This window comes from Okibacterium sp. AC114 (assembly GCF_979253355.1).
The window spans coordinates 737,817-756,900 of the sequence record NZ_CEEDBR010000001.1 but is presented as its reverse complement, the minus strand read 5'-3'; the positions used below and the strand labels follow the sequence as shown (position 1 = coordinate 756,900).

16 protein-coding genes are annotated in these 19,084 nt (G+C 67.7%); 5 read left to right on the top strand and 11 right to left on the bottom strand.

The genetic code is table 11. From position 1 onward, the window contains the following. Window positions 1-63: 63 nt before the first annotated feature. The 7 genes from ACZ6IE_RS03655 to ACZ6IE_RS03625 all read right to left on the bottom strand — a co-directional run bounded on the left by ACZ6IE_RS03655 (window position 64) and on the right by ACZ6IE_RS03625 (window position 10,110). A complete protein-coding gene (locus ACZ6IE_RS03655; protein WP_464606820.1) occupies window positions 64-1,071 on the bottom strand; it encodes an ROK family protein in 1,008 nt (335 codons plus the stop codon). Next, window positions 1,068-2,729, bottom strand: a complete 1,662-nt coding sequence (locus tag ACZ6IE_RS03650; protein ID WP_464606819.1) for a glycoside hydrolase family 3 protein — start codon at window positions 2,727-2,729, stop codon at window positions 1,068-1,070. Before ACZ6IE_RS03650 ends, ACZ6IE_RS03655 begins: the two co-directional genes overlap by 4 nt. Then, on the bottom strand, window positions 2,726-3,697 hold the full coding sequence (locus tag ACZ6IE_RS03645) for a carbohydrate ABC transporter permease (RefSeq protein ID WP_464606818.1): 972 nt from the start codon (window positions 3,695-3,697) through the stop codon (window positions 2,726-2,728). The genes ACZ6IE_RS03650 and ACZ6IE_RS03645 overlap by 4 nt, the downstream gene beginning before the upstream one ends. Beyond that, window positions 3,694-4,695, bottom strand: a complete 1,002-nt coding sequence (locus ACZ6IE_RS03640; RefSeq protein ID WP_464606817.1) for a carbohydrate ABC transporter permease — start codon at window positions 4,693-4,695, stop codon at window positions 3,694-3,696. The genes ACZ6IE_RS03645 and ACZ6IE_RS03640 overlap by 4 nt, the downstream gene beginning before the upstream one ends. An 81-nt stretch (window positions 4,696-4,776) precedes the next feature. After that, complete coding sequence (locus ACZ6IE_RS03635) at window positions 4,777-6,042, bottom strand: extracellular solute-binding protein (protein ID WP_464606816.1); 1,266 nt, start codon at window positions 6,040-6,042, stop codon at window positions 4,777-4,779. Window positions 6,043-6,102: 60 nt separating this feature from the next. After that, window positions 6,103-7,329 carry an ROK family transcriptional regulator gene (locus ACZ6IE_RS03630; protein WP_464606815.1) on the bottom strand — a complete coding sequence of 409 codons (1,227 nt, stop codon included), beginning with the start codon at window positions 7,327-7,329 and terminating at the stop codon, window positions 6,103-6,105. A gap of 114 nt (window positions 7,330-7,443) precedes the next feature. After that, window positions 7,444-10,110, bottom strand: a complete 2,667-nt coding sequence (locus ACZ6IE_RS03625) for a LuxR C-terminal-related transcriptional regulator (protein ID WP_464606814.1) — start codon at window positions 10,108-10,110, stop codon at window positions 7,444-7,446. Between the two features lie 344 nt (window positions 10,111-10,454). On the opposite strand from ACZ6IE_RS03625, the gene ACZ6IE_RS03620 reads away from it, so the two are divergent. After that, complete coding sequence (locus tag ACZ6IE_RS03620) at window positions 10,455-11,249, top strand: hypothetical protein (protein ID WP_464606813.1); 795 nt, start codon at window positions 10,455-10,457, stop codon at window positions 11,247-11,249. Between the two features lie 62 nt (window positions 11,250-11,311). Next, entirely contained in the window at window positions 11,312-11,728 is a 417-nt protein-coding gene (locus tag ACZ6IE_RS03615) for a hypothetical protein (RefSeq protein ID WP_464606812.1), read from the top strand. A 104-nt stretch (window positions 11,729-11,832) separates the two neighbouring features. Here the strand turns inward: ACZ6IE_RS03615 and ACZ6IE_RS03610 are convergent, their stop codons facing one another. Beyond that, on the bottom strand, window positions 11,833-13,050 hold the full coding sequence (locus ACZ6IE_RS03610; protein ID WP_464606811.1) for an NADP-dependent isocitrate dehydrogenase: 1,218 nt from the start codon (window positions 13,048-13,050) through the stop codon (window positions 11,833-11,835). Window positions 13,051-13,226: 176 nt separating this feature from the next. Here ACZ6IE_RS03610 and ACZ6IE_RS03605 point away from each other — a divergent pair, with 176 nt between their 5' ends. The 3 genes from ACZ6IE_RS03605 (at window position 13,227) to ACZ6IE_RS03595 (ending at window position 14,753) form a co-directional block, all read left to right on the top strand. Beyond that, entirely contained in the window at window positions 13,227-13,679 is a 453-nt protein-coding gene (locus ACZ6IE_RS03605) for a GNAT family N-acetyltransferase (protein WP_077053781.1), read from the top strand. A gap of 56 nt (window positions 13,680-13,735) precedes the next feature. Continuing rightward, window positions 13,736-14,059 carry an MGMT family protein gene (locus ACZ6IE_RS03600; RefSeq protein ID WP_464606810.1) on the top strand — a complete coding sequence of 108 codons (324 nt, stop codon included), beginning with the start codon at window positions 13,736-13,738 and terminating at the stop codon, window positions 14,057-14,059. Between the two features lie 139 nt (window positions 14,060-14,198). Continuing rightward, window positions 14,199-14,753: a hypothetical protein gene (locus ACZ6IE_RS03595; RefSeq protein ID WP_464606809.1), complete on the top strand. Its 555-nt coding sequence runs from the start codon at window positions 14,199-14,201 to the stop codon at window positions 14,751-14,753. 98 nt (window positions 14,754-14,851) lie between these two features. On the opposite strand, the gene ACZ6IE_RS03590 is transcribed toward ACZ6IE_RS03595, so the two are convergent. From ACZ6IE_RS03590 to ACZ6IE_RS03580, 3 genes are all read right to left on the bottom strand, one after another. Further along, a complete protein-coding gene (locus ACZ6IE_RS03590) occupies window positions 14,852-16,666 on the bottom strand; it encodes an ABC transporter ATP-binding protein (RefSeq protein ID WP_464606808.1) in 1,815 nt (604 codons plus the stop codon). Further along, window positions 16,663-18,534, bottom strand: coding sequence for an ABC transporter ATP-binding protein (locus ACZ6IE_RS03585; RefSeq protein WP_464606807.1), 1,872 nt, complete (start codon window positions 18,532-18,534; stop codon window positions 16,663-16,665). The genes ACZ6IE_RS03590 and ACZ6IE_RS03585 overlap by 4 nt, the downstream gene beginning before the upstream one ends. 239 nt (window positions 18,535-18,773) lie before the next feature. Further along, window positions 18,774-18,911, bottom strand: a complete 138-nt coding sequence (locus tag ACZ6IE_RS03580; protein WP_464606806.1) for a hypothetical protein — start codon at window positions 18,909-18,911, stop codon at window positions 18,774-18,776. Window positions 18,912-19,084 lie beyond the last annotated feature (173 nt).

Here is a 19,084-nt window from a genome sequence, read left to right as displayed (position 1 = left end):
ATACTCCAGGCGTGAGGGGTCGGGGGTGGCTGCGCAGGTGGCGGGGCAGCGGTCGGGAGGCCGCTACGCGACCGTCGCCACGCTCTCGCTTGGGATGTTCGCGCCAGAGATGCCGGCGCCGGGGCCGCTCGAGTCTGCGATGCTCACGTCCGGGATTCCGACGAGCGCCGCGCCGACCGCCGCCGCCGGGAACGCGTCGGGGATGAAGCGCATGCGGGACGCCAGATCGAGCGAGGCCAGGAACGGTGAGCGCTCCCCCCATCCGGCGAACACCTCCACCACATCGTCGCGCAGTCGGTCGCCGAGCGCCGTCAGGCCGCCCCCGACGACGACGTCTTCGACATCGACCGTGAGCACGAGCACGCGCACGGCGTTGGCCACGCCCTGCGCCACACCCCCGCGCACGCGACGCGCATCCGCGTTGCCCTGGTCGGCGCGGTCGAAGAGGTCGAGCGGCGGGATCGGGTGCGACGTGGGCCACTGCCGGGCGATGGCCGAGCCGGACGCGACGGTTTCGAGGCATCCGCGCTGACCGCATTTGCACAGCACACCAGCGGGGTCGACCACGATGTGCCCGATCTCGCCCGCCGTGCCCCGCGAGCCCCGCCACAGCCGACCGCCGATGACGATGCCGGCGGCGAGACCCGTTCCGAGGTTGAGGTAGGCCATGGACTGCGCCGAATCGTCGTCGCGCGTCACGCTGTCGCCGCTCAGCAGGTGGAAAGCGCCGAGGGCTGCGGCCTTCACGTCGTTCTCGACGCTCACGGGCGCGCCGATGAGGGCCGAGAGTTCTCGGCCGAGCTCCAGCTCTTCCACGTCGAGGTTGACGGCGTGCTGCACGCGACCGGCCCGCCGGTCGACCTGACCCGGGATGCCGACGCCGATCGAAGCCACCTCGTGCGGCGCCATGCCGGCCAGCGCCGCCAATTCGGTGACGCCCCGCACGGCGGTCGCGACGACCTGTTCGGGGCCGCGGCCGGTGGCGAAGCGTCGGCGTTCGACGACCGTGCCCGCCTCGTCGATGACGACGGCGTCGGTTTTGGTACCGCCGATGTCGAGGCCGATCCTCATGCCGGCTCCCCCACGATCAGGTCGAGCAGCGCCTCGCCGGCGAGACGCGAGGCGCCCCAGGTGGCGACGTCGGCATAGCTCAGCGCCGGGTCGGGCCAGCCCATGTCGATGACCACGACGTCGTCACCACGGTGGGCGCGCAGGGCGTCGATGGCGGCCACGGCGGCGGCACGACGATGGATGTCCTTGCCCACGACCAGCACCACGCCGGCGCCGATCGGGCTCGCGTCGAACGAGCCCTGCTCGGGGATGGTCACTGCCGGTGCGGCCAAGAAACGCTGCGCGCGCCCGAGGGCGGCAGCGGACTCGGAGGCGGAGACGGACCCGGAGTCATAGTGGGAGTCGGAGGTCGACGCCGACGCTGACACGAAGTCGGCGGCCGCGAATGGCCCCCAGGGCGACGCGCCGACGGCGATGTTGGCGACGCTCTCGACCGTGACGACGGTGAACGGCTCACCCCGCCGTGTGCGGGAGAGCCGTTCGGCGGCCCGATCGTTGATGTCGAAGACCGAGCGCACGCGGGTGCGCTCGTCCGACGTGCCAAGCTCGGTGAGAGACGCATCGCGCACGTCACCGGAGTCCGCCACACCAGAGGCATCACTCGCGGACACCCGAGTCTCCGCCGTGCGCTCCGCCAACCACGCCACGCGGGCGGAGGCCTCGGCCACACGCTCGCCCGACAGCCGTCCCTCCTCGACCGCGCGCAGCACGTGGTCGAGGATCTCGCCGATCTCGGCATCCGAGTTGTCGGTGCCGATGCACAGCAGGTCACAGCCCGCCGCGAGCGCCCTGACCGCTGCTTCGGGGATGCCGAGCTCGCCCGACGCCCCCACCATGTCGAGCGCATCCGACACGATGACGCCCGTGAAACCGAGCTCCCCGCGCAAAATTCCCTCGAGAATGGGCGCGGAGAACGTCGCCGGGTTCAGCTCGTCGACGGCCGGCACGAGGATGTGCGAGGTCATGACCGTGAGCGTGCCCGCGTCGACGGCCGCGCGGAACGGCTCCAGCTCGCGCGAACGCAGCGTCGCGGCATCCACGTCGATCACGGGGAGCGCCAGGTGGGAATCGGAGGAGGTGTCGCCGTGTCCCGGAAAATGCTTGGCACACGCCGCGACACCGGCCGCCTGCACACCGCGCGTCCACGCGGCTGAATGCCGGGCCACGAGAGCCTCGTCTGCGCCGAAGCTGCGCACCCCGATGACGGGGTTGAGCGGATTGGAGTTGACGTCGACATCCGGCGCGAAGGTGAGGGTGCATCCCGTTTCAGCGAGCTCCTCCCCCACACGGTGCGCCACGGCATAGGTGTAGTCGAGGTCATCCAGCCGCCCGAGTATGGCGTTGCCGGGGTAGGGGGAACCCTCGAGGTGATGCACACGGGTGACATCCCCGCCCTCTTCGTCGATCGCGATGACGACGTCGGGGTTGGCGCGCGCGAGGGATGCCGTGAGCGCGGCCAGCTGCGACCGCGAGGCGACGTTCGGCCCGAACAGGCAGACCGCCCCGAGCCCCTGCTCGAGCCGCGCCTCGACCCAGGCGGGCGCGGTGATGCCCACGAAACCGGGCATGAGGGTGGACAGGATCTGCCGCGACAGCTCGGCGGCCGACGGGGAGGGACTCGACGCCGCGACGCCGCCCGAGGTGACGGTGCCGCTCATCCCTTCACCGCCCCCGACACGAGGCCACCCGTCATGCGACCCTGCACGATCAGGAAGAAGATCATGACCGGGATGGCGAGCAGCGTCGATCCGGCCATGATCGCGGCCCAGTCGGTGGCCTGCGTGGCCTGCTGGAACGTGCGCAGCCAGATCGGCAGGGTGAAGGCATCCGGTCGCTGCATGATGATGTTGGCCATGGTGAATTCGTTCCAGGCTTGGATGAACGCGAAGATGCCAGTCGAGACCAGCCCCGGCGCGAGCAGCGGGAAGGTGATGCGCCAGAACGCCTGGCTGCGGCTGCATCCGTCGATCATGGCGGCCTCTTCGAGGTCGGCCGGCACACCCGCGACGAAACCGCGCAGGGTCCAGATGGTGAACGGGAGCACGCCCGACAGGTAGACGATCGTGAGGCCGATGATGGTGTTGAGCGCCTGCCAGCTGTCGATCATGCCGAAGATCGTGAACATCATCGCCTCGCCGGGGATCATCTGAACGATGAGGATGGCGACGACGAATTGGCGGCGGCCCTTGAATCGGAACCGCGAGACCGCGAGCGCGCCGAGGAAGGCGAAGACCAGGCAGATTGCGAGGGTCAGGAGCGTGACGGCGATCGACACCATGAACGAGGTCGGGAAGTTGCCGCGGTCGGGCCGGGCCGGCTCGAACAACACCGTGAGGTAGGCCCGGATGGTGGGCTCGCCCGGGAAGAAGCTGGGCGTCGGCGAGACGATGTCGCGGTTCGGTTTGAGGCTCGTCGACACCATCCAATAGACGGGGAACACGGAGCAGACGAAGACGATGACGGCCGTGATCGAGAGCACCGTCTTGGTGAGCCGGGCTCGGGCGCGATAGCCGTTGTTGCTGCGGTTGATGGGTTTGTGCGGCACCGTACGGGTGCTGGTACTCACAGCGGGGACGGCGTCTTCGATCGGTTCGGCGTCGCCCGTGATCGACGAGTTCAGGCTCATACTTCTTCCTCTTTCACGGTCTTGCGCACGTAGTAGATCGAGATCAGCAGCATCATGGCGACCATGATGAACGAGACGGCGCCCGCGACCCCGAGGTTGCTGTTGCCGAGGTGGTAGATATAGGTGCCGAAGACATCGGTCTGCGACGAGATGCCGCCCATGCCTTGCAGGGCATACACCTGCGTGAAGACCCGCAGATCCCAGATCACCTGCAGAATCGTGGTGACCAGCAGGATGCTCTTGAGATAGGGCATCACGATGAGGAAGAAGCGTTTCGGGCCACCGGCTCCGTCGAGTTGCGCGGCCTCGAGCACCTCCTCGGGAACCTGCGTGAGCCCGGCATACACAACGAAGGCGACGAACGGAATCGACTGCCACGTGATGATGACGGTCAACACGGCGAAGAACGACAACGGGTCGATCAGCCAGGAGTGCCCGGTGAAGTCATCCGATTGGGTCAGCCAGTTGAGCACGTAGTTGAGCAGCCCGTATTTGGTGTCGACGATCCAGCCCCACACGATGGTGGCGCTGAGCGGCGGCATGGCCCACGCGAGCAGCAGACCCACCGACATGAGCAGGCGGAAGAACTTGTTGAGCTTCGTCATCATGACGGCGAGCAGGATGCCGATGCCCATCGTGAGCACGACGAGAACCGCCGCGAGCCCGAAGCTGCGACCGGCCACGGCCCAGAACTCGGGGTCGCCGAGCGTCGACATGTAGTTGTCGAGGCCGATCCACTCGGGCGGGGCGCCGAAGATCTGTGCCTTGCCGTACTTCTGGAACGAGTTGATGGCCAGGCGCACGAGTGGGTAGCCCACCATGACGCCCAGGATGATGATCGACGGGGCCAGCAGCAGCCAGGGCGCCGTGGGAAAGCGTCGGCGTTTCGAGCCGGCGGGCAGATCGGATGGTTCGGCGCGGCGGCGTTTCGGGGCGCGGTTGCCGGCTCCCGGATCGGCGTCGGGCGCGGGTGGCGCGGAGACGAGCGAGGTTGTCATGGGTTACTCCCGAGCGAGTGGTGCGAAATCGGTGAGCGGTGCGAGGGGGTGGGCGAAGGCATCCGCCCACCCCCTGCTCGCTTAGGAGTTGAGGATCTCTTCGATCTTGGCGTCGAGTTCCTTGGCGATCTGTTCGACGTCGCCACCCTGGGCGATTTTCACGAAGGAGTCCTGCAGCACGTTGGAGGCTTCCACGTCCGCCCACTTGGGCGCGGCGGGGGTGAGCTTCGAGGCGGCGGCGGCCTCGGCGGCAGCCTTCGTCACGGCGTCATCGGGCAGCGAGGATGCCGCCGACACGAGTCCCGGGATGAGCCCGTTCTCGGCCATGATCTTCTGGTACTCCGGCGACACGAGAATCTTGAGTGCGTCGTAGGCCAGGTCCTGGTGCTTCGCCTTCGTGGGAATGGCGATGTTCGAGCCGCCGGCGAACGCCGCAGCTGCCTTACCCTCGGTCATGCCGGGCAGGGCGAACGCGGTGGCGTCCTTGCCGAAGGTGTCGGGGCAGCCGGGCGCGGTCGGGTCGTCGGCGGCCGTGGCGAGCGAGCCCGCGAACCAGCTGGGTGCCGATAGGTAGCCGACCTTGCCCTCGCAGAACGGGACCTGGGCGTTGGTCTCGTCGCCGTCCTTGGGCGCGGCGCTGGCCTTCTCATAGACGGTCTGCATTTGGGTCAGGCCCTTGATGCCTCCCGCGGAGGAGAAGCCGGCCGACCAGGTGTCGCCGTCCTGCTCGGCGACGAAGCCGCCGTTCTCCCACACGTAGGGAAGCACGTTGTACCAGTCGCGGCCGGGCGCATAGATGCCCGAGACCGTCGAGTCGGCGGCGTGCATCGCCTCGCCGTTGGCCACGTACTCGTCGAGCGTCGTCGGCACTCCGGCCGCCGCGATCTGGGGCGTGTAGAAGACGACGCGAGCGCCGGAGTAGTACGGAGCGGCGAAGAACTTCTTGTCATACGTGCCGGCTTCGACGAAACCGGGCAGCAGGTCGTCGCCGCCGAGGTCGTCGAACTTGTCGGTCAGGTCGGTGAAGGCTCCGGCCGACGTGAAGGCTGCGGCCTGCGTGTTTCCGATCTCCACGACGTCGGGGGCGTCGGATCCACTGAGTGCCGTCGTGTACTTGTCGACGAGACCCGTCCACTGCTGTTCTTCGATGACGAGGGTCGAACCGGGGTTCTCCTTCTCGAACGTCTTCTTCAGGTAGTCACGCGCGGCGTCGGGGGTATCGGTTCCGACGAGCCAGACGCGGACTTCCGCCGAGCTGTCCGATGTCGATCCGCCGCCGGAGCCGGCGCAACCGGCGAGGGCGATCACGGCAACCGTTCCGAGTGCCGCGAGGCTGAGTTTCCTCATCTGAATGTTCCTTTCTAGGGCTTTTCAGTTTTTCTAGGGCTGAATGAGTGGGGTCGAGAGCTATGAAACGCCGAGCTGGCTCGAGAGAACCATGACGGCCGCCCCGCGCAGGACGATGTCCTGCCCGAGGGTGGTGAGCCGAAGCGTCAGATCGCCGTGGAATTCGGCCATCGTCCGGTTTCGGAGGGTCTCGACGGTGGCCTGGGCCAGTGCTCCGTCGAGAAGTTCTTCGGGCCCCGAGAGCACGATCTGCGAGAGATCGAGCGCTCCGACCACGGGGGCCAGCGCGATGCCGAGGCGTTCGCCCGCATCGCGCAGCAGCTGATCGATGCGCGTGGCGGCTGCCTCATCGTCAGCCGAGTCGGAGCGGATGGCCTGGATCTCGGCCTCGAGGCGCGGAATGGCCACCCAGGCTTCGAGGCAGGCCGTCTTGCCGCAGGCGCACAGCGGGCCGCCGTCGGTGCCGACCGTGACGTGACCGATCTCGCCGGCCGCGAATCGGCTGCCGTAGATGGCGATGCCACCGAGCAGCAGGCCGGCGCCGACACCGTGGCCGATGCGCACGAGCATGAGGTCGCTCTCGGCGTGCCCGAAGCCGTGTTCGGCGAGCACGGCCGCGTTGGCGTCGTTCGAGACGATGACGGAGCAACCGGATGCCTCGGCCACCCGACGCTGCAACTCGAGGTCATGCCAGCCCAGGTTCGGCGCGCTGTGCACGATGCCCGCGAGGTCGACGACGCCCGGCGAGGCGATGCCGATGCCCAGCACGGGCCGGGTGGATGCCTGCAGCAGTCGTTCGGACAGCGCCAGCACCTTCTCGACCGCCCGCTCACCGGTGGCGCCCTCGAGGGCCACGTCGATCCGTTCGAGGATCTCGCCGTCGAGGTTCATGACGGCGCCGTGAAAGTCGGAGTAGTCCGAGAGGTCGAGCCCGATGATCTGGTGCGCTTCGCGGTCGATGTCGATCAGGGTGGCCGGTTTGCCCGGTCGAACGCCTTCGCGCTGTCCGCGTTCGGCGATGAGTCCGTCGGCGATGAGTTCGGCGACGAGGTCGGAGACGGTCACGCGGGTCAGGCCGGTTTCGCGGGAGACATCCGCTCGGCTCATGGCGCCGGCCCCGTAGAGGGTCTGCAAGACGAGTGCCCGGTTGTGGTTGCGGGCGTGTTCGGGGAGCACTTTCGCGCTCGGCCGGAGCCGCCGACCGGGCAGATAAGCCGAGGTCTGGGCGGTATTCGGGTGCGCGGCGTCCAGGGTGGAAGAGCCGCGCTGCACTTCCGATGCAGTCATGTTTGTTAGTAAAGCTTACGAACTAATGGCTGGCAAGCATTTCATCTCAGATGGGTGCTCTGTTTACCAGACCGTTACATTTTGTGAGGGTGGTTAACAAACCTGTAATGCGGCTCAGGCGTCGGCATGGTTCGCCCACAGGGCGCGCACCGTCTCGAGTTCGTCGCGGCGGCTGATGCCGAGTTTTCGGAACGCCCGGTTGAGGTGATTCTCGACCGTGCGCACCGAGACGCTGAGCCGGGACGCGATGGTGTGGTTCGATGCCCCCACGGCCGCGAGCGCGGTGATCTCTTGTTCCCGCTGGGTGAGAGCCGGGCGCGACGCGGCCTGTGCGTGCACCTGCCACAGCACGTCGGCGTCGAGGGTGCCGCCGAGCGCCTGGGCGAGCTGGTCGACCCGGTCGGCGTCGGCGGCTCGGCCGGCCAGCCGGTAGGCGTCGGCCGCGCGCAGGTAGGCCCCGGCCGCGTGCACGGCCTGATGGGTGACCCGCAGCCGATCACCGGCGCGTTCGATCCAGTCGGCCTCGGCGCCGCCGACCCCGCGCAGGTAGTCGAGCAGAGGACCGAACAGTTCTCCTTCGAGCGCGGCCGATCTCGCAACCCGGGCCGCATCGGACACGCTCTCGAGCGCCATGATCTCGGCGATCGCGGCCTGCACCGCGAACCCCCGGCGAGAGAAGTCGGCCTGGGCGGCGGCCAGCAGGCGGCGGCTCGCTTCGTCGTCGCCGCGAGCATGGGCGATCTGCGCCTCGGCGAATTCGGCCGCGGCGAGCGGAAGGGGCGACACCTCTGGCAGCCACCTCCGAGCCTGCACGGTGAGCGTCTCTGCCACATCGAGCGCGCCGCGGCGCGTCGCGACGATGGCCCCGAGCACGAGGATGGCGCCATAGACGTCGGCCGATTCGGCCCCGGGTTCGCCGAGCGCCAGCGCGGCGCCGACGGCGTCGTCGGCCTCGGCATTTCGCCCCGTGTGAGCGAGAGCGAGGGCGCAAACATAGGCCTGATCGCGCAGCGCCTCGGCATCGAGGTCGGCGAGGGCCGCGTCTCGCCATTCGGCGGATCGACGCAATGCGTCGTCGATGCGCCCGACCCCGAACAGCGCGAGCGCCGTGACGCGCCGCCGCCGACGCCGCCAGTGCGCGCTCTCGTCGACTGGTTCATCAGGCGTCTCGACGAGACGCAGGGCCCGTGCAAACCACCCCTTCGATTGCAACACTTCGGCCAGCGCCACGGCCGCCTCGTCGATGCGAGCCACGCCGTTCTCAGCCACCCCACTCTCAGCCGCTCCGCTCTCAGCCACGCCACCATCGGCGGGCCCGCCCGCGGCGGATCCCACTCCCGTGCGATCGATCAGCTCCCTGACAAGCCGCTCGCCGCCCGCCGAGAAGCCGTGTGCCCGAACCTCAGCCTCGAGACCGATGACCTCGATGGCGTCGATCGACGCGGGCATGAGGGAACGCGCTTCGCTCACGACCCGCGCGAGCTCGCCCTCTTCCTTACTACGCACCGCGGAGTTCACGCGATGCGCGAGCAAAGCCAGGTTGGCCCGCTGCTCCCCCTCGACATAGGCGCTGTCACGCAACACGTCGGGCGCGACCCGCTCGGTGCCGGCATCACGAGCGAGCGCGTCGGTCAAGGCCAGCGCGGCGTGAAGGCCGGGATGCCGTCGCCACGCGTCGAGCGCCCGAGACGCTTCTGCCTGCCGATGCTCCGACATGAGCCGCGCGACGACGGGATTGCGCACCGCCTCCCACTCGAGAGCCGCAGGCAGCGCTCGGGTCTGTGTCACCACGCGCGGAATGCCGGTCGTCGACACGTCATCCTGGCTGTCGCGGTCGCCGAGCACCCTGTCGGCCAACCGCACCCGTCGAGCGCTGATCGACTGATGCCGGTAGTACTCCGCGATGAGAGGCGGGTTGACCGCCACCATGACGCGCGCACCGTTGCGGAACACCGTGACGAGCCCGCGGGCCTCGAGTTGTTCGAGCACGGGCGAACCGATCAGCCGCACGCCCCTGTCGATCGTGACGATGCCGGCGAGCGCGAGCATTTCGAGCCCTTCGCGCAGGGCCGCCGTGAGCGGGTAGAGGATCTCGGTGATGTGCGGGGCGAGGGCGGGGTGCCACAGATCGTCGCCCGCGTGCCAGGAGCCGGCCTGCTCCCGGAGAAGGCCGTATTGTCGCCCCGTCTTGCCCACGGCGACGACCAGCCGCGGAAGCCCCCCTGACTTCGAGAACACCCGCCCGACCGTGTGCGCGTCGACGCCGCCACCGAGCACGTCTTCGAGCACAGCCCTGACCTCTTCGTATCGCAGAGCCTCGAGTGCGACGCGCGCGACCCGTCGCTCTAACACGTGCAGTGCACCCGCTCCTTCAGGCGCATGTGCGTCGAGAGCGTAGACGACGGGCACGTCGGTGCGCCGTTGCACAGCCGAGATGACGCCCCAGCTCTCGGGGTCGACTACGGCGGCGTCGTCGACCAGGATCAGCGCGGGCCGGGCCAGCACCCACCCCGTCAACGCATCGACGCGGGCCGAGATGACGCCGGTCTCGCCAGCGGATGCAGGTCGAACCCCCGCCACGTCGAGTGCTTCGAGCGCGTGGGTGCGCAGCGCGAACTCGCCCGACACCGAGAGTGTGCCGAAACCCTCGTCACGTGCAGCGTGTTCGACACCACGCAGCAGCGTGCTTCGACCGCTCCCCCACGAGCCACGCAGTTCGACGGAGACCCCCGCGCGGACGTGCGCCAGGATGGCCGCCAGCTCGCGGCGTCGAACACTCATCAGATCTGCCTCCCGGCGCAAAACTGTGCGCCTACTTAATATATCAATACGTTGGATGGCAACGAGTCCGAGTTTCCTCCAAGGCGTGTGACTACTCAGGCCACCCCCTCCGACTACTCACCTCGCCCCACTAACTACTCAGGCGAGCACGCGCTCCGCACGGATGCACCGTGCCACTACTCAAAAGTGGCACACTGCTACTCAAATTGCCCGATCAGAGGCAATATATGCGCGTCGCCTGCCTACCATTATGAGGCACGGTATCCCTGCTCGCTTCGACCGGTCGAACAACCGTCGACGAATTCGAGGAGGCGGTGCCACCCGGAAAAACGAAAGGCACAACGATGATTCGAGTCGAACGTCTGCGCTCCGACGGATCTCATGAGCGCGGCGACCTGGTCGCCACAGAGTGCGGCATGGTCTACATCTTCCCCGCCGAGGTGCCACTGTCCGCCCGGCGCACGGGGCGCGGTTGGTATCAACACCGTGTGGGCTACATCGTCTACGAGTGCGATCTCAGCTGGACGGTCCGCAACATCGGCAATCGCATCCTGCACGACCTGATCGAAGACCGCCTCGATGCCCTCGCCACCATCGCCGCCTCCGAGGGCTTCCGCATCACGGCTCTGGGCCGCCCCGATCGCCTCGTCGACATGAAGCTGCCCGTCATCCTCACACTGCGCGAGCGATCCCGCCGGTTCGCCACCCTCTCCACCACGTCGGGCAAGGTGTTCCTCTTTCCCGAACGCGTCGCCTCCAAACACCGCCGGGTGGGAGCGGGATGCGGCGAGGTGTTCCTCGGCTGCGTCCGGCGCACCGCGAACGGCTGGGACTTCGAACTCGAGTCCGGCGAAAGCGGCGAGACCCTGCGCGACTCACGTGTCGACGCGGTGCACGATCTCGTCAGCCTGCACGTGGCCCTGCACGCACAGGCATCCGCGCCGACCACCGCGACCACCAGCATCCCGTCGCCCGACCGGGAAACGGCGTTCGTCGGCATCGATACGGCGGATGATTCGGTCCTCGGCCAGGCGCTCCAGACGACGATCGGCGAGCAACTCGCCACACGCTTCACTGCATCGCCCGCCTACCGCCCCACCCCGGCATCCACGCGCCCCCTGCAGAGCCTGTATGCCTGACGAAGGCCGGTAACCGCCCCCTGATAAGGTCAACTCGTCCACAACACAGAATCGAGGGGCCCGTGTTACGAGCACGCACCAAGACCATTTCCATCATCGGATCGTTCGCCGTCGCCGGCCTTCTCCTCACCGGTTGCGCCGGCGGACAGAGCAAGGCCGACGCGTGCAACGAACTCAACAAGAGCGTCGAATCGCTGCAGGATGAACTGACCTCGAGCGTCAGCAACCTGTCGTCAGACCCCTCGGCCGCGTCCGACGCCATCGACAAGCTCGCGAAGTCGTTCTCCGAGAGCACCGGCAAGGTGACCAACGACGAGGTCAAGCCGTCCGCCGACAAGGCGAACAAGGCCATCACGTCGATGGCTGATGAATTCGGCAAGTACGCCGACGACCCGACCGCGGCCGACCCGACGGCACTGTCCGAGAGCGCCACCGACGTGCAGACCACGTTCTCCGACCTGGCGACGCTCTGCAACTAGTCCGTCCAGCACGCGTCGAGTAGCTCAGCGTCACGCAACGACGAGCCAAGTGACACAGAAGGGCCCCGATCCGAGGATCGGGGCCCTTCTCATGTCGCCGGCGATTATTCGCCGATGCGCGCCTTCAGGTTGTCGGCCAGAGTCGCGAGGAACTCTTCGGTCGTCTGGTAGGCCTGGTCGGGGCTGACGAGCAGCGCCAGGTCTTTCGTCATCTTGCCCGATTCGACAGTCTTGATGACGACGTCTTCGAGCGTCGACGCGAAGTCGATGAGCTCCTGGTTGCCATCGAGCTTGCCGCGGTGCTGCAGGCCGCGCGTCCACGCGTAGATCGACGCGATCGGGTTGGTCGACGTGGGCTTGCCCTGCTGGTGCTGGCGGTAGTGGCGCGTGACCGTGCCGTGGGCCGCCTCGGCCTCGACGACCTTGCCGTCGGGCGTGGCGAGCACGCTCGTCATGAGGCCCAGCGAACCGAAGCCCTGTGCCACGGTGTCGGACTGCACGTCGCCGTCGTAGTTCTTGGTGGCCCAGACGTAGCCACCCTCCCACTTCATGGCCGAAGCGACCATGTCGTCGATGAGGCGGTGCTCGTAGGTGAGGCCGGCGGCGTCGAACTGCTCCTTGAACTCGGCCTCGAAGATCTCCTGGAAGATGTCCTTGAACCGGCCGTCGTAGGCCTTGAGGATGGTGTTCTTGGTCGACAGGTACACCGGGTAGTTACGGCTGAGGCCGTAGTTGAGCGAGGCGCGCGCGAAGTCGCGGATCGACGCGTCGAGGTTGTACATGCCCATGGCGACACCGGCCGACGGAGCCTCGAAGACCTCGAACTGCTGCGGCTCGGAGCCGTCCTTCGGGGTGAACGTCATGGTGAGCGTGCCGGGGCCGTCGAACAGGAAGTCGGTGGCACGGTACTGGTCGCCGAACGCGTGGCGGCCGACGATGATGGGCTTGTTCCAGCCCGGCACGAGGCGCGGGATGTTCGAGATGATGATGGGCTCGCGGAAGATCACGCCGCCCAGGATGTTGCGGATGGTGCCGTTCGGCGAACGCCACATCTTCTTCAGGCCGAACTCTTCGACACGCGCCTCGTCGGGCGTGATCGTGGCGCACTTGACGCCGACACCGTGCTTCTGGATGGCGTGCGCAGCATCAACAGTGATCTGGTCGTCCGTCTCATCGCGCTTCTCGATACCGAGGTCGTAGTATTCGAGGTTGATGTCGAGGTAGGGGTGAATGAGGGTGTCTTTGATGGCCTGCCAGATGATCCGCGTCATCTCGTCGCCGTCGAGCTCGACGACCGTGCCTTCAACCTTGATCTTTGACAATGCATACTCCTTGGCTTTCGGCCGGGAAAATGGCCACGGCCAGCTTACCGTCTCGCTGAGAAGTATCTCGACGTCAAGAGAGTTTTGCGCGAGCATCAACCGGTCGTCTCATCCCTGAGGATGAACGTTGGGCGTCACACTACCGGCGGGCCAGCATGGGCCGGTAGCCTAGGACTATGTCTGAATTGCGACTGGAAGAGCTGTCCGCGTCGACCATCGTGGCGGTCAACGCCCTCACGCTCAAGCCGGGGCAGGAGCAGTTCGTCGCGCCCGTGTCCTACGCGGTTGCGGCCGCCGTGCTCGACCCGGCCACCAGCTGGCAGCGCGTCGTGCTCGACGGCGACGAGGTCGTCGGTTTCGTGCAGGGCAACTTCGACGAGCATGCCCACCAAGACGAGTTCCGCAGCATCCTGTGGCGCATCAACGTCGACGCCGACGACCAGGGTCGCGGCATCGGCACCTTCGCGGTCGAGGCGCTTCTCGACGAGGCGAAGCAGCGCGGTTTCGACCACGTCAACGTGATCTACGAGCCCGGCGAAGACGGTCCAGAGGCCTTCTTCCTGCGCGTCGGCTTCGAGCCGACGGGCGAGACGCAGTACGGCGAAGTCGTCGGCAGCCGCGCGCTCTGATCTCCCGGCGTGAGTCGTTCTCGCATCCTTCGAATGACCAGACTGTGCCGCATCCAATGAGCCACTCCGACCCCGAGGCTTTCGTCGAGGCCGTGCTCAGCGTGGTCGAGGACATCCCGGCCGGCCGCGTCATGAGTTACGGCCAGGTCGCCGCAACCCTGGGCTCGCGCTCGGCGCGCGGGGTCGGCCGCATCATGGCCCTCCACGGTTCGGATGTCGCGTGGTGGCGCGTCGTGCAGGCGTCGGGTTTTCCACCCGCCGGCCACGAGGCACGTGCGCGCGAGCACTATGTGGCCGAGGCAACCCCCCTCGTCGACAGCGCGCGCGACCCCGGTTTCCGCGTGGCGCGCTCGGCATTCGTGGGCCACGAAGACCGATAGGGCGGATGCTGCGGCACCGACGCCGACCACCGGCTGACCGTCAGGTCATCCTGAAGTCCGAGCGTTCGGGTACGCGCGGCGGATGGCAGCGCATGGCCCCCGCGATTGACTGGTTCTACCGTCGACCGAGGAAAGTCCCATGCCCCATCGCAGCCGCAGCATCTCGAGCACCAGCCACCCCTCCCGCATCCGCGCCGCCCGCGCCCGCCGCATCGGTCGCCTGACCGCGTCTACCGCGGCCGCCGGCGTCGCACTCGTCGCGCTGACGGGCTGCGGAACCCTCGACGCCTTCGCCACCCTCGGCAACCCCGTCGGCCGCGGCCTCTATGAGACCGCAGCCACGTTCGAGAAGACCGAGACCGCGAAGACCCTCTCCTCCGACTGGCTGCCCGACGATGCCTCGCGCGTGCGCCTCACCTACCGGCACGACGGCTCGGCAGCTCTCCTCATGTTCACCACGGCGCAGAGCCTCGACCAGCTGTGCAAGCCAGCCAACACCGTTCCCGTGCCCGCCCTCGAGGACTCGTGGTGGCCGCAGACGTTGCCCGAGACCGCCTACCTCTGCGGCGACCGCTGGACGGCCTTCGCCGACGGCGGCACGGTCTACGCCTTCACCGGCACCGACACCTCGGCGGGAGCATCCCTGAAGTCCGGTGGCGGCGAGGCCCAGACCACGCGCTCCCCCGGTTACTGATCCGGCCGTCTCACTCCCGCCGCACACGCACACACAGAAGCGGTTCGCCCACCCGATGGTCGGCGAACCGCTTCTCTCGTTCCCAGACGAACCCGGTGCTAGACCAACGAGTCGCGCCAGGCGGCGTGTAGCTGCGAGAACCGGCCCGTGCCGGCGATCAGATCGCCGGGCGTGCCGTCCTCGACGATGCGCCCGTGCTCCATGACGAGCACGCGGTCGGCGATCGCGACCGTCGACAGGCGGTGCGCGATGATGACGGCCGTGCGATCGGCCAGCAGCGTCTGCAGGGCCTCTTGCACGAGCCGCTCCGACGGGATGTCGAGCGACGCCGTGGCCTCGTCCAAGATGAGCACCTGCGGGTCGGCCAGGAACGCACGCGCGAACGAGATCAGCTGACGCTGCCCCGCCGAGACGCGCCCGCCGCGCTTGTTCACATCGGTGTCGTAGCCGTTCGGCAGCGAGCGGATGAACTCGTCGGCACCGACCGCACGGGCCGCGCGCTCGATCTCTTCGCGCGAGGCATCCGGTTTGCCGATGGCGATGTTGTCGGCCACCGAACCCGAGAAGAGGTACGCCTCCTGGGTGACCATGACGATCGCTCGTCGCAGGTCTTTGGGATGCAGCATCCTGAGGTCGACGTCGTCGAGGGTCACGCGCCCCGCCGACGGGTCGTAGAAGCGCGAGATCAGCTTGGCGAGCGTCGATTTTCCGGCACCCGTCGAACCCACGAGCGCGATCGTCTGACCGGCCGGCAGGTCGAGCGTGAAGTCGGGCAACACGACCGCGTCCTCGTTGTAGGCGAAGCGCACATCCTCGAACCGCACGTGCCCGCGCGCCGACCACAGGTCGACGGGCTTCTCGGGGTCGGGCACGGTCGGCTTCTCCTCGAGCACACCCGAGATCTTCTCGAGCGCGGCCGACGCCGACTGATAGGAGTTGTAGAACATCGCCATGTCTTCCATGGGGTCGAAGAACCGGCGCGCATAGAGCACGGCCGCGAGCAGCGCACCGATCGCGAGCTGGCCGTCGACCACCCGGAAACCACCGACGAGCAACACGGCCGCGACCGTCACGTTGCCGATGAGGATGAGACCCGGGTCGAACACGCCGAACAGCTGGATGACGCGCGCGTTCACATCGCGATAGTCCTCGACGAGCCCGCCGAACTCCTTCTCGTTGCGGCGCTCCTTGCGGAACGCCTTCACGGCGCGGATGCCCGTCATGGTCTCGACGAACTGCACGATGAGTTTGGCCGAGGCCACGCGCGACTGCCGGAACAGTTTCTGCGAGCGCACCTGGAACCAGCGCGTCAGGATGAACAGCGGCACGAGCGCGCCGAGCAGCACGAGGCCACTCGTCCAGTCGAGCAGGAACAGCGCGATCGCCGTGAACAGGCTGTAGAGGATGCCCGAGACGAGCTGGTTGATGCCCGAGTCGAGCAGCTCGCGGATCGAGTCGAGGTCGCTCGTCTGCCGCGAGATGATGCGGCCGGACGTGTAGCTCTCGTGGAACTCGAGGCTCAGCTTCTGCGTCTGCAGGAACACGCGTTTGCGCAGGTCGATCAAGATCGCCTGGCTGACGCGCGCCGCGAGCACCGTGTACCACGCCATGAGCAGCGCGCCGATGACGCCCGTCGCGAGGTAGGCGGCAACCGTGAGGATGGCGGGCATCCAGTCCTGGTCGAGCACGGCGGGCAACGCCCGGTCGATGCCGAAGGCGATCAGGGCGGGGCCGGCCACCTGGGCGGCGGTCGAGATCGCGACCACCACCATCGTGAGGGCCACCTGGGCTTTCAGAGGCGACAGCAGCGAGCCGAGCAGGCGCGTCGACCGTCGCCGGATGGACTTCGATTCGGCGCGCGTGAAATCGTCACGCTCTTCGCCGGTCACGCCCGAGACAGATGTCTGGCTCATCGGTTGACCTCCATTCCGGTACTGCTTGTGTCGATGCGACGGCGCTCGGCCGCCTCGCGCTTCTCTTCGTCCTCGAGGCTCGAGATGACGAAGCGGTAGTGCTCGTTGGTGGCCAGCAGCTCGGAGTGCGTGCCGACGGCCACGATGCGACCCTCCTGCATGAGAGCGACGCGGTCGGCGAGCGTCACGGTCGAGGGGCGGTGGGCCACGATGAGCGCGGTCGTGGACGAGAGGACGCGGCGGAGGGCCGCCTCGACGAGCGCCTCGGTGTCGACATCCAACGCCGAGAGTGGGTCGTCGAGCACCAGGATCGACGGCGAGGCCGCCACAGCCCGGGCCAAAGCCAGCCGCTGACGCTGGCCGCCCGAGAGGCTGAGCCCTTCCTCACCCACGGTCGTGTCGACGCCGTCGGGAAGGTTGTGCACGAACGCCGCCTGCGCGATGTCGAGCGCCTCGGCCAGCACGCGGTCGGCCTCGGGCGAACGCGGGTCGAGGTCGGCGCGGCCGAGCAGCACGTTCTCGCGCACGGTCGCCGAGAACAGGGTGGCGTCCTCGAAGGCCATGGCGATGTGGGTGCGCAACTCTTCGCGCGTCAGATCGCGCACGTCGACGCCATCCACGCGCACCGCTCCCCCGGTGACGTCGTAGAGACGCGTCGTCAGGGCCGTGAGCGTCGACTTGCCGCAGCCCGTCAACCCCACGAGCGCCATGGTCTCGCCGGGCGTGATGGTGAGGTCGACGCCGTCGATGAGATCGCCGAAACGCTCGGGCGAATCCTGGTAGCGGAAGTGCACATTGTCGAAACGCAGCTCGCCGCGCGGCTCGGCGACGGTGAGGGGATGCTCGGGGTCGGTGATCGCGTTGGGCGAATCCATGACCTCGAAGAACCGGTCGGTGGCGGTGCGCGTGTCGAACGTCATCGACAGCAGGAAGCCGATGGACTCGATCGGGAAGCGCAGCACCGTGGCCGTGGCGAAGAACGCGAACAGCTGTCCGACGGTGATCTGGTCGGTGGAGGCCAGCCAGATGCCGCCCAGCAGACACAGCGCGAACGCGACATCCGGAAGCAGCAGCAGCCACAGCCAGATGCCCGCGATGGCCTTCGCCTTGGCGATCTCGGTGCCCCGCAGGTCTTCGGCCTGCGCCTCGAAGTTCTTCAGCGCGTAACGCCCGCGGCCGAAAGCCTTCAGCACGCGGATGCCGTGCACGCTCTCCTCGACGGCCGTGGCCAGGTCGCCCGCCTGGTCTTGGCTGCGGCGCGCGATCTCGGAGTACTTCTTCTCGAAGACGAACCCGTAGATCCAGATCGGCACGGCCATGACCAGGAAGATGAGGCCCAGCAGCCAGTTCCAGTAGAACAGCACGGCGGCGCCGATGAGGATCGTGACGGTGTTGACCACGAGCAGCACGATGCCGAACGACAACCAGCGGCGGATGAGGCCGAGGTCGCTGACGGCGCGCGACAGCAGCTGCCCCGACTGCCAGCGATCGTGGAACGAGACGGGCAGGTCTTGCAGCTTGGCGTAGAGCGCGTTGCGCATCTTGGCTTCGACGTGCGTGCCGGGCGTGAGCACGAACCAGCGCCGCAGCGCGATCATGACGGCCTCGACCACGCCGAGCGCCAGCACGAGCAGCACGGCGGGCCAGATCTCGGCCGAATCACCCGTCGACAGCGGGCCGTCGACGAGGCGTTCCAGGATGAGCGGGATGCCGAGGGCGACAACCCCGGCGATGAGGGCGGCCACCATTCCCAGCACGATGCGGGGCAGGGCGGACTTCACGTAGGGGTACATGCGCCAGAGCGCCTGCGCCGTGTTCAGGTCGGATTTGTGTGAGGGCGGACGTTGGTCGTTCGCGTTTCGAGACATTCGTTGTCAACTCTTCTATGCGTGGTGCGGGTGCCGCTGTCGGGCGGCGAGACGTGGCGGCGCGGCGGGCGAGACGGATGCTGTCGCCCCGAGAGTGTGTAACTCCGGGGCCGGCTGCAATAGTTCTCGGGCGGCGACGGATGTGAGTGGGTGAGCGCTCGGGGCGCTGCAGGCGACGCCGAACACGCCGAACCCCACCAAGGCGGTGGCCGGCGGCCGGACGGGCAGCGAACCCGGGTCTAGTCGGCGGTCACCGGGTTGTGGGCGGACGCGCGGTCGGTCACGGGCTTCCGGCGCGGCTCAACGGCCGCAAGGAACGCCGAGACCGCATTGCGCGCGGCGCTGAAGCCGGCTCCGTGAATGCGTGTAATCGTCATGACGCTCCTCCTGGTTTCGTATTCGTCGTCAGCGTTCGCGGCGTTATCGACCCTCACGAAGAGGGGACGACGCAACCGCGGACAGCCCTACAGAATATGAGTAAAGAGAAGCCCGGGGCAAGCAATCCGCCGGAATCGATCGGAAAAGGTCTGTGAACGCCGGGTAAACGGGG

Excerpts from the sequence above, each read along its gene's own strand:
- ACZ6IE_RS03590 (WP_464606808.1), bottom strand. The coding sequence starts at position 16,666 with ATGAGCCAGACATCTGTCTCGGGCGTGACCGGCGAAGAGCGTGACGAT.
- ACZ6IE_RS03595 (WP_464606809.1), top strand. The coding sequence starts at position 14,199 with ATGCCCCATCGCAGCCGCAGCATCTCGAGCACCAGCCACCCCTCCCGC.
- ACZ6IE_RS03585 (WP_464606807.1), bottom strand. The coding sequence starts at position 18,534 with ATGTCTCGAAACGCGAACGACCAACGTCCGCCCTCACACAAATCCGAC.
- ACZ6IE_RS03635 (WP_464606816.1), bottom strand. The coding sequence starts at position 6,042 with ATGAGGAAACTCAGCCTCGCGGCACTCGGAACGGTTGCCGTGATCGCC.
- ACZ6IE_RS03620 (WP_464606813.1), top strand. The coding sequence starts at position 10,455 with ATGATTCGAGTCGAACGTCTGCGCTCCGACGGATCTCATGAGCGCGGC.
- ACZ6IE_RS03640 (WP_464606817.1), bottom strand. The coding sequence starts at position 4,695 with ATGACAACCTCGCTCGTCTCCGCGCCACCCGCGCCCGACGCCGATCCG.
- ACZ6IE_RS03655 (WP_464606820.1), bottom strand. The coding sequence starts at position 1,071 with ATGAGGATCGGCCTCGACATCGGCGGTACCAAAACCGACGCCGTCGTC.
- ACZ6IE_RS03650 (WP_464606819.1), bottom strand. The coding sequence starts at position 2,729 with ATGAGCGGCACCGTCACCTCGGGCGGCGTCGCGGCGTCGAGTCCCTCC.
- ACZ6IE_RS03645 (WP_464606818.1), bottom strand. The coding sequence starts at position 3,697 with ATGAGCCTGAACTCGTCGATCACGGGCGACGCCGAACCGATCGAAGAC.
- ACZ6IE_RS03630 (WP_464606815.1), bottom strand. The coding sequence starts at position 7,329 with ATGACTGCATCGGAAGTGCAGCGCGGCTCTTCCACCCTGGACGCCGCG.
- ACZ6IE_RS03600 (WP_464606810.1), top strand. The coding sequence starts at position 13,736 with ATGAGCCACTCCGACCCCGAGGCTTTCGTCGAGGCCGTGCTCAGCGTG.
- ACZ6IE_RS03605 (WP_077053781.1), top strand. The coding sequence starts at position 13,227 with ATGTCTGAATTGCGACTGGAAGAGCTGTCCGCGTCGACCATCGTGGCG.
- ACZ6IE_RS03580 (WP_464606806.1), bottom strand. The coding sequence starts at position 18,911 with ATGACGATTACACGCATTCACGGAGCCGGCTTCAGCGCCGCGCGCAAT.
- ACZ6IE_RS03625 (WP_464606814.1), bottom strand. The coding sequence starts at position 10,110 with ATGAGTGTTCGACGCCGCGAGCTGGCGGCCATCCTGGCGCACGTCCGC.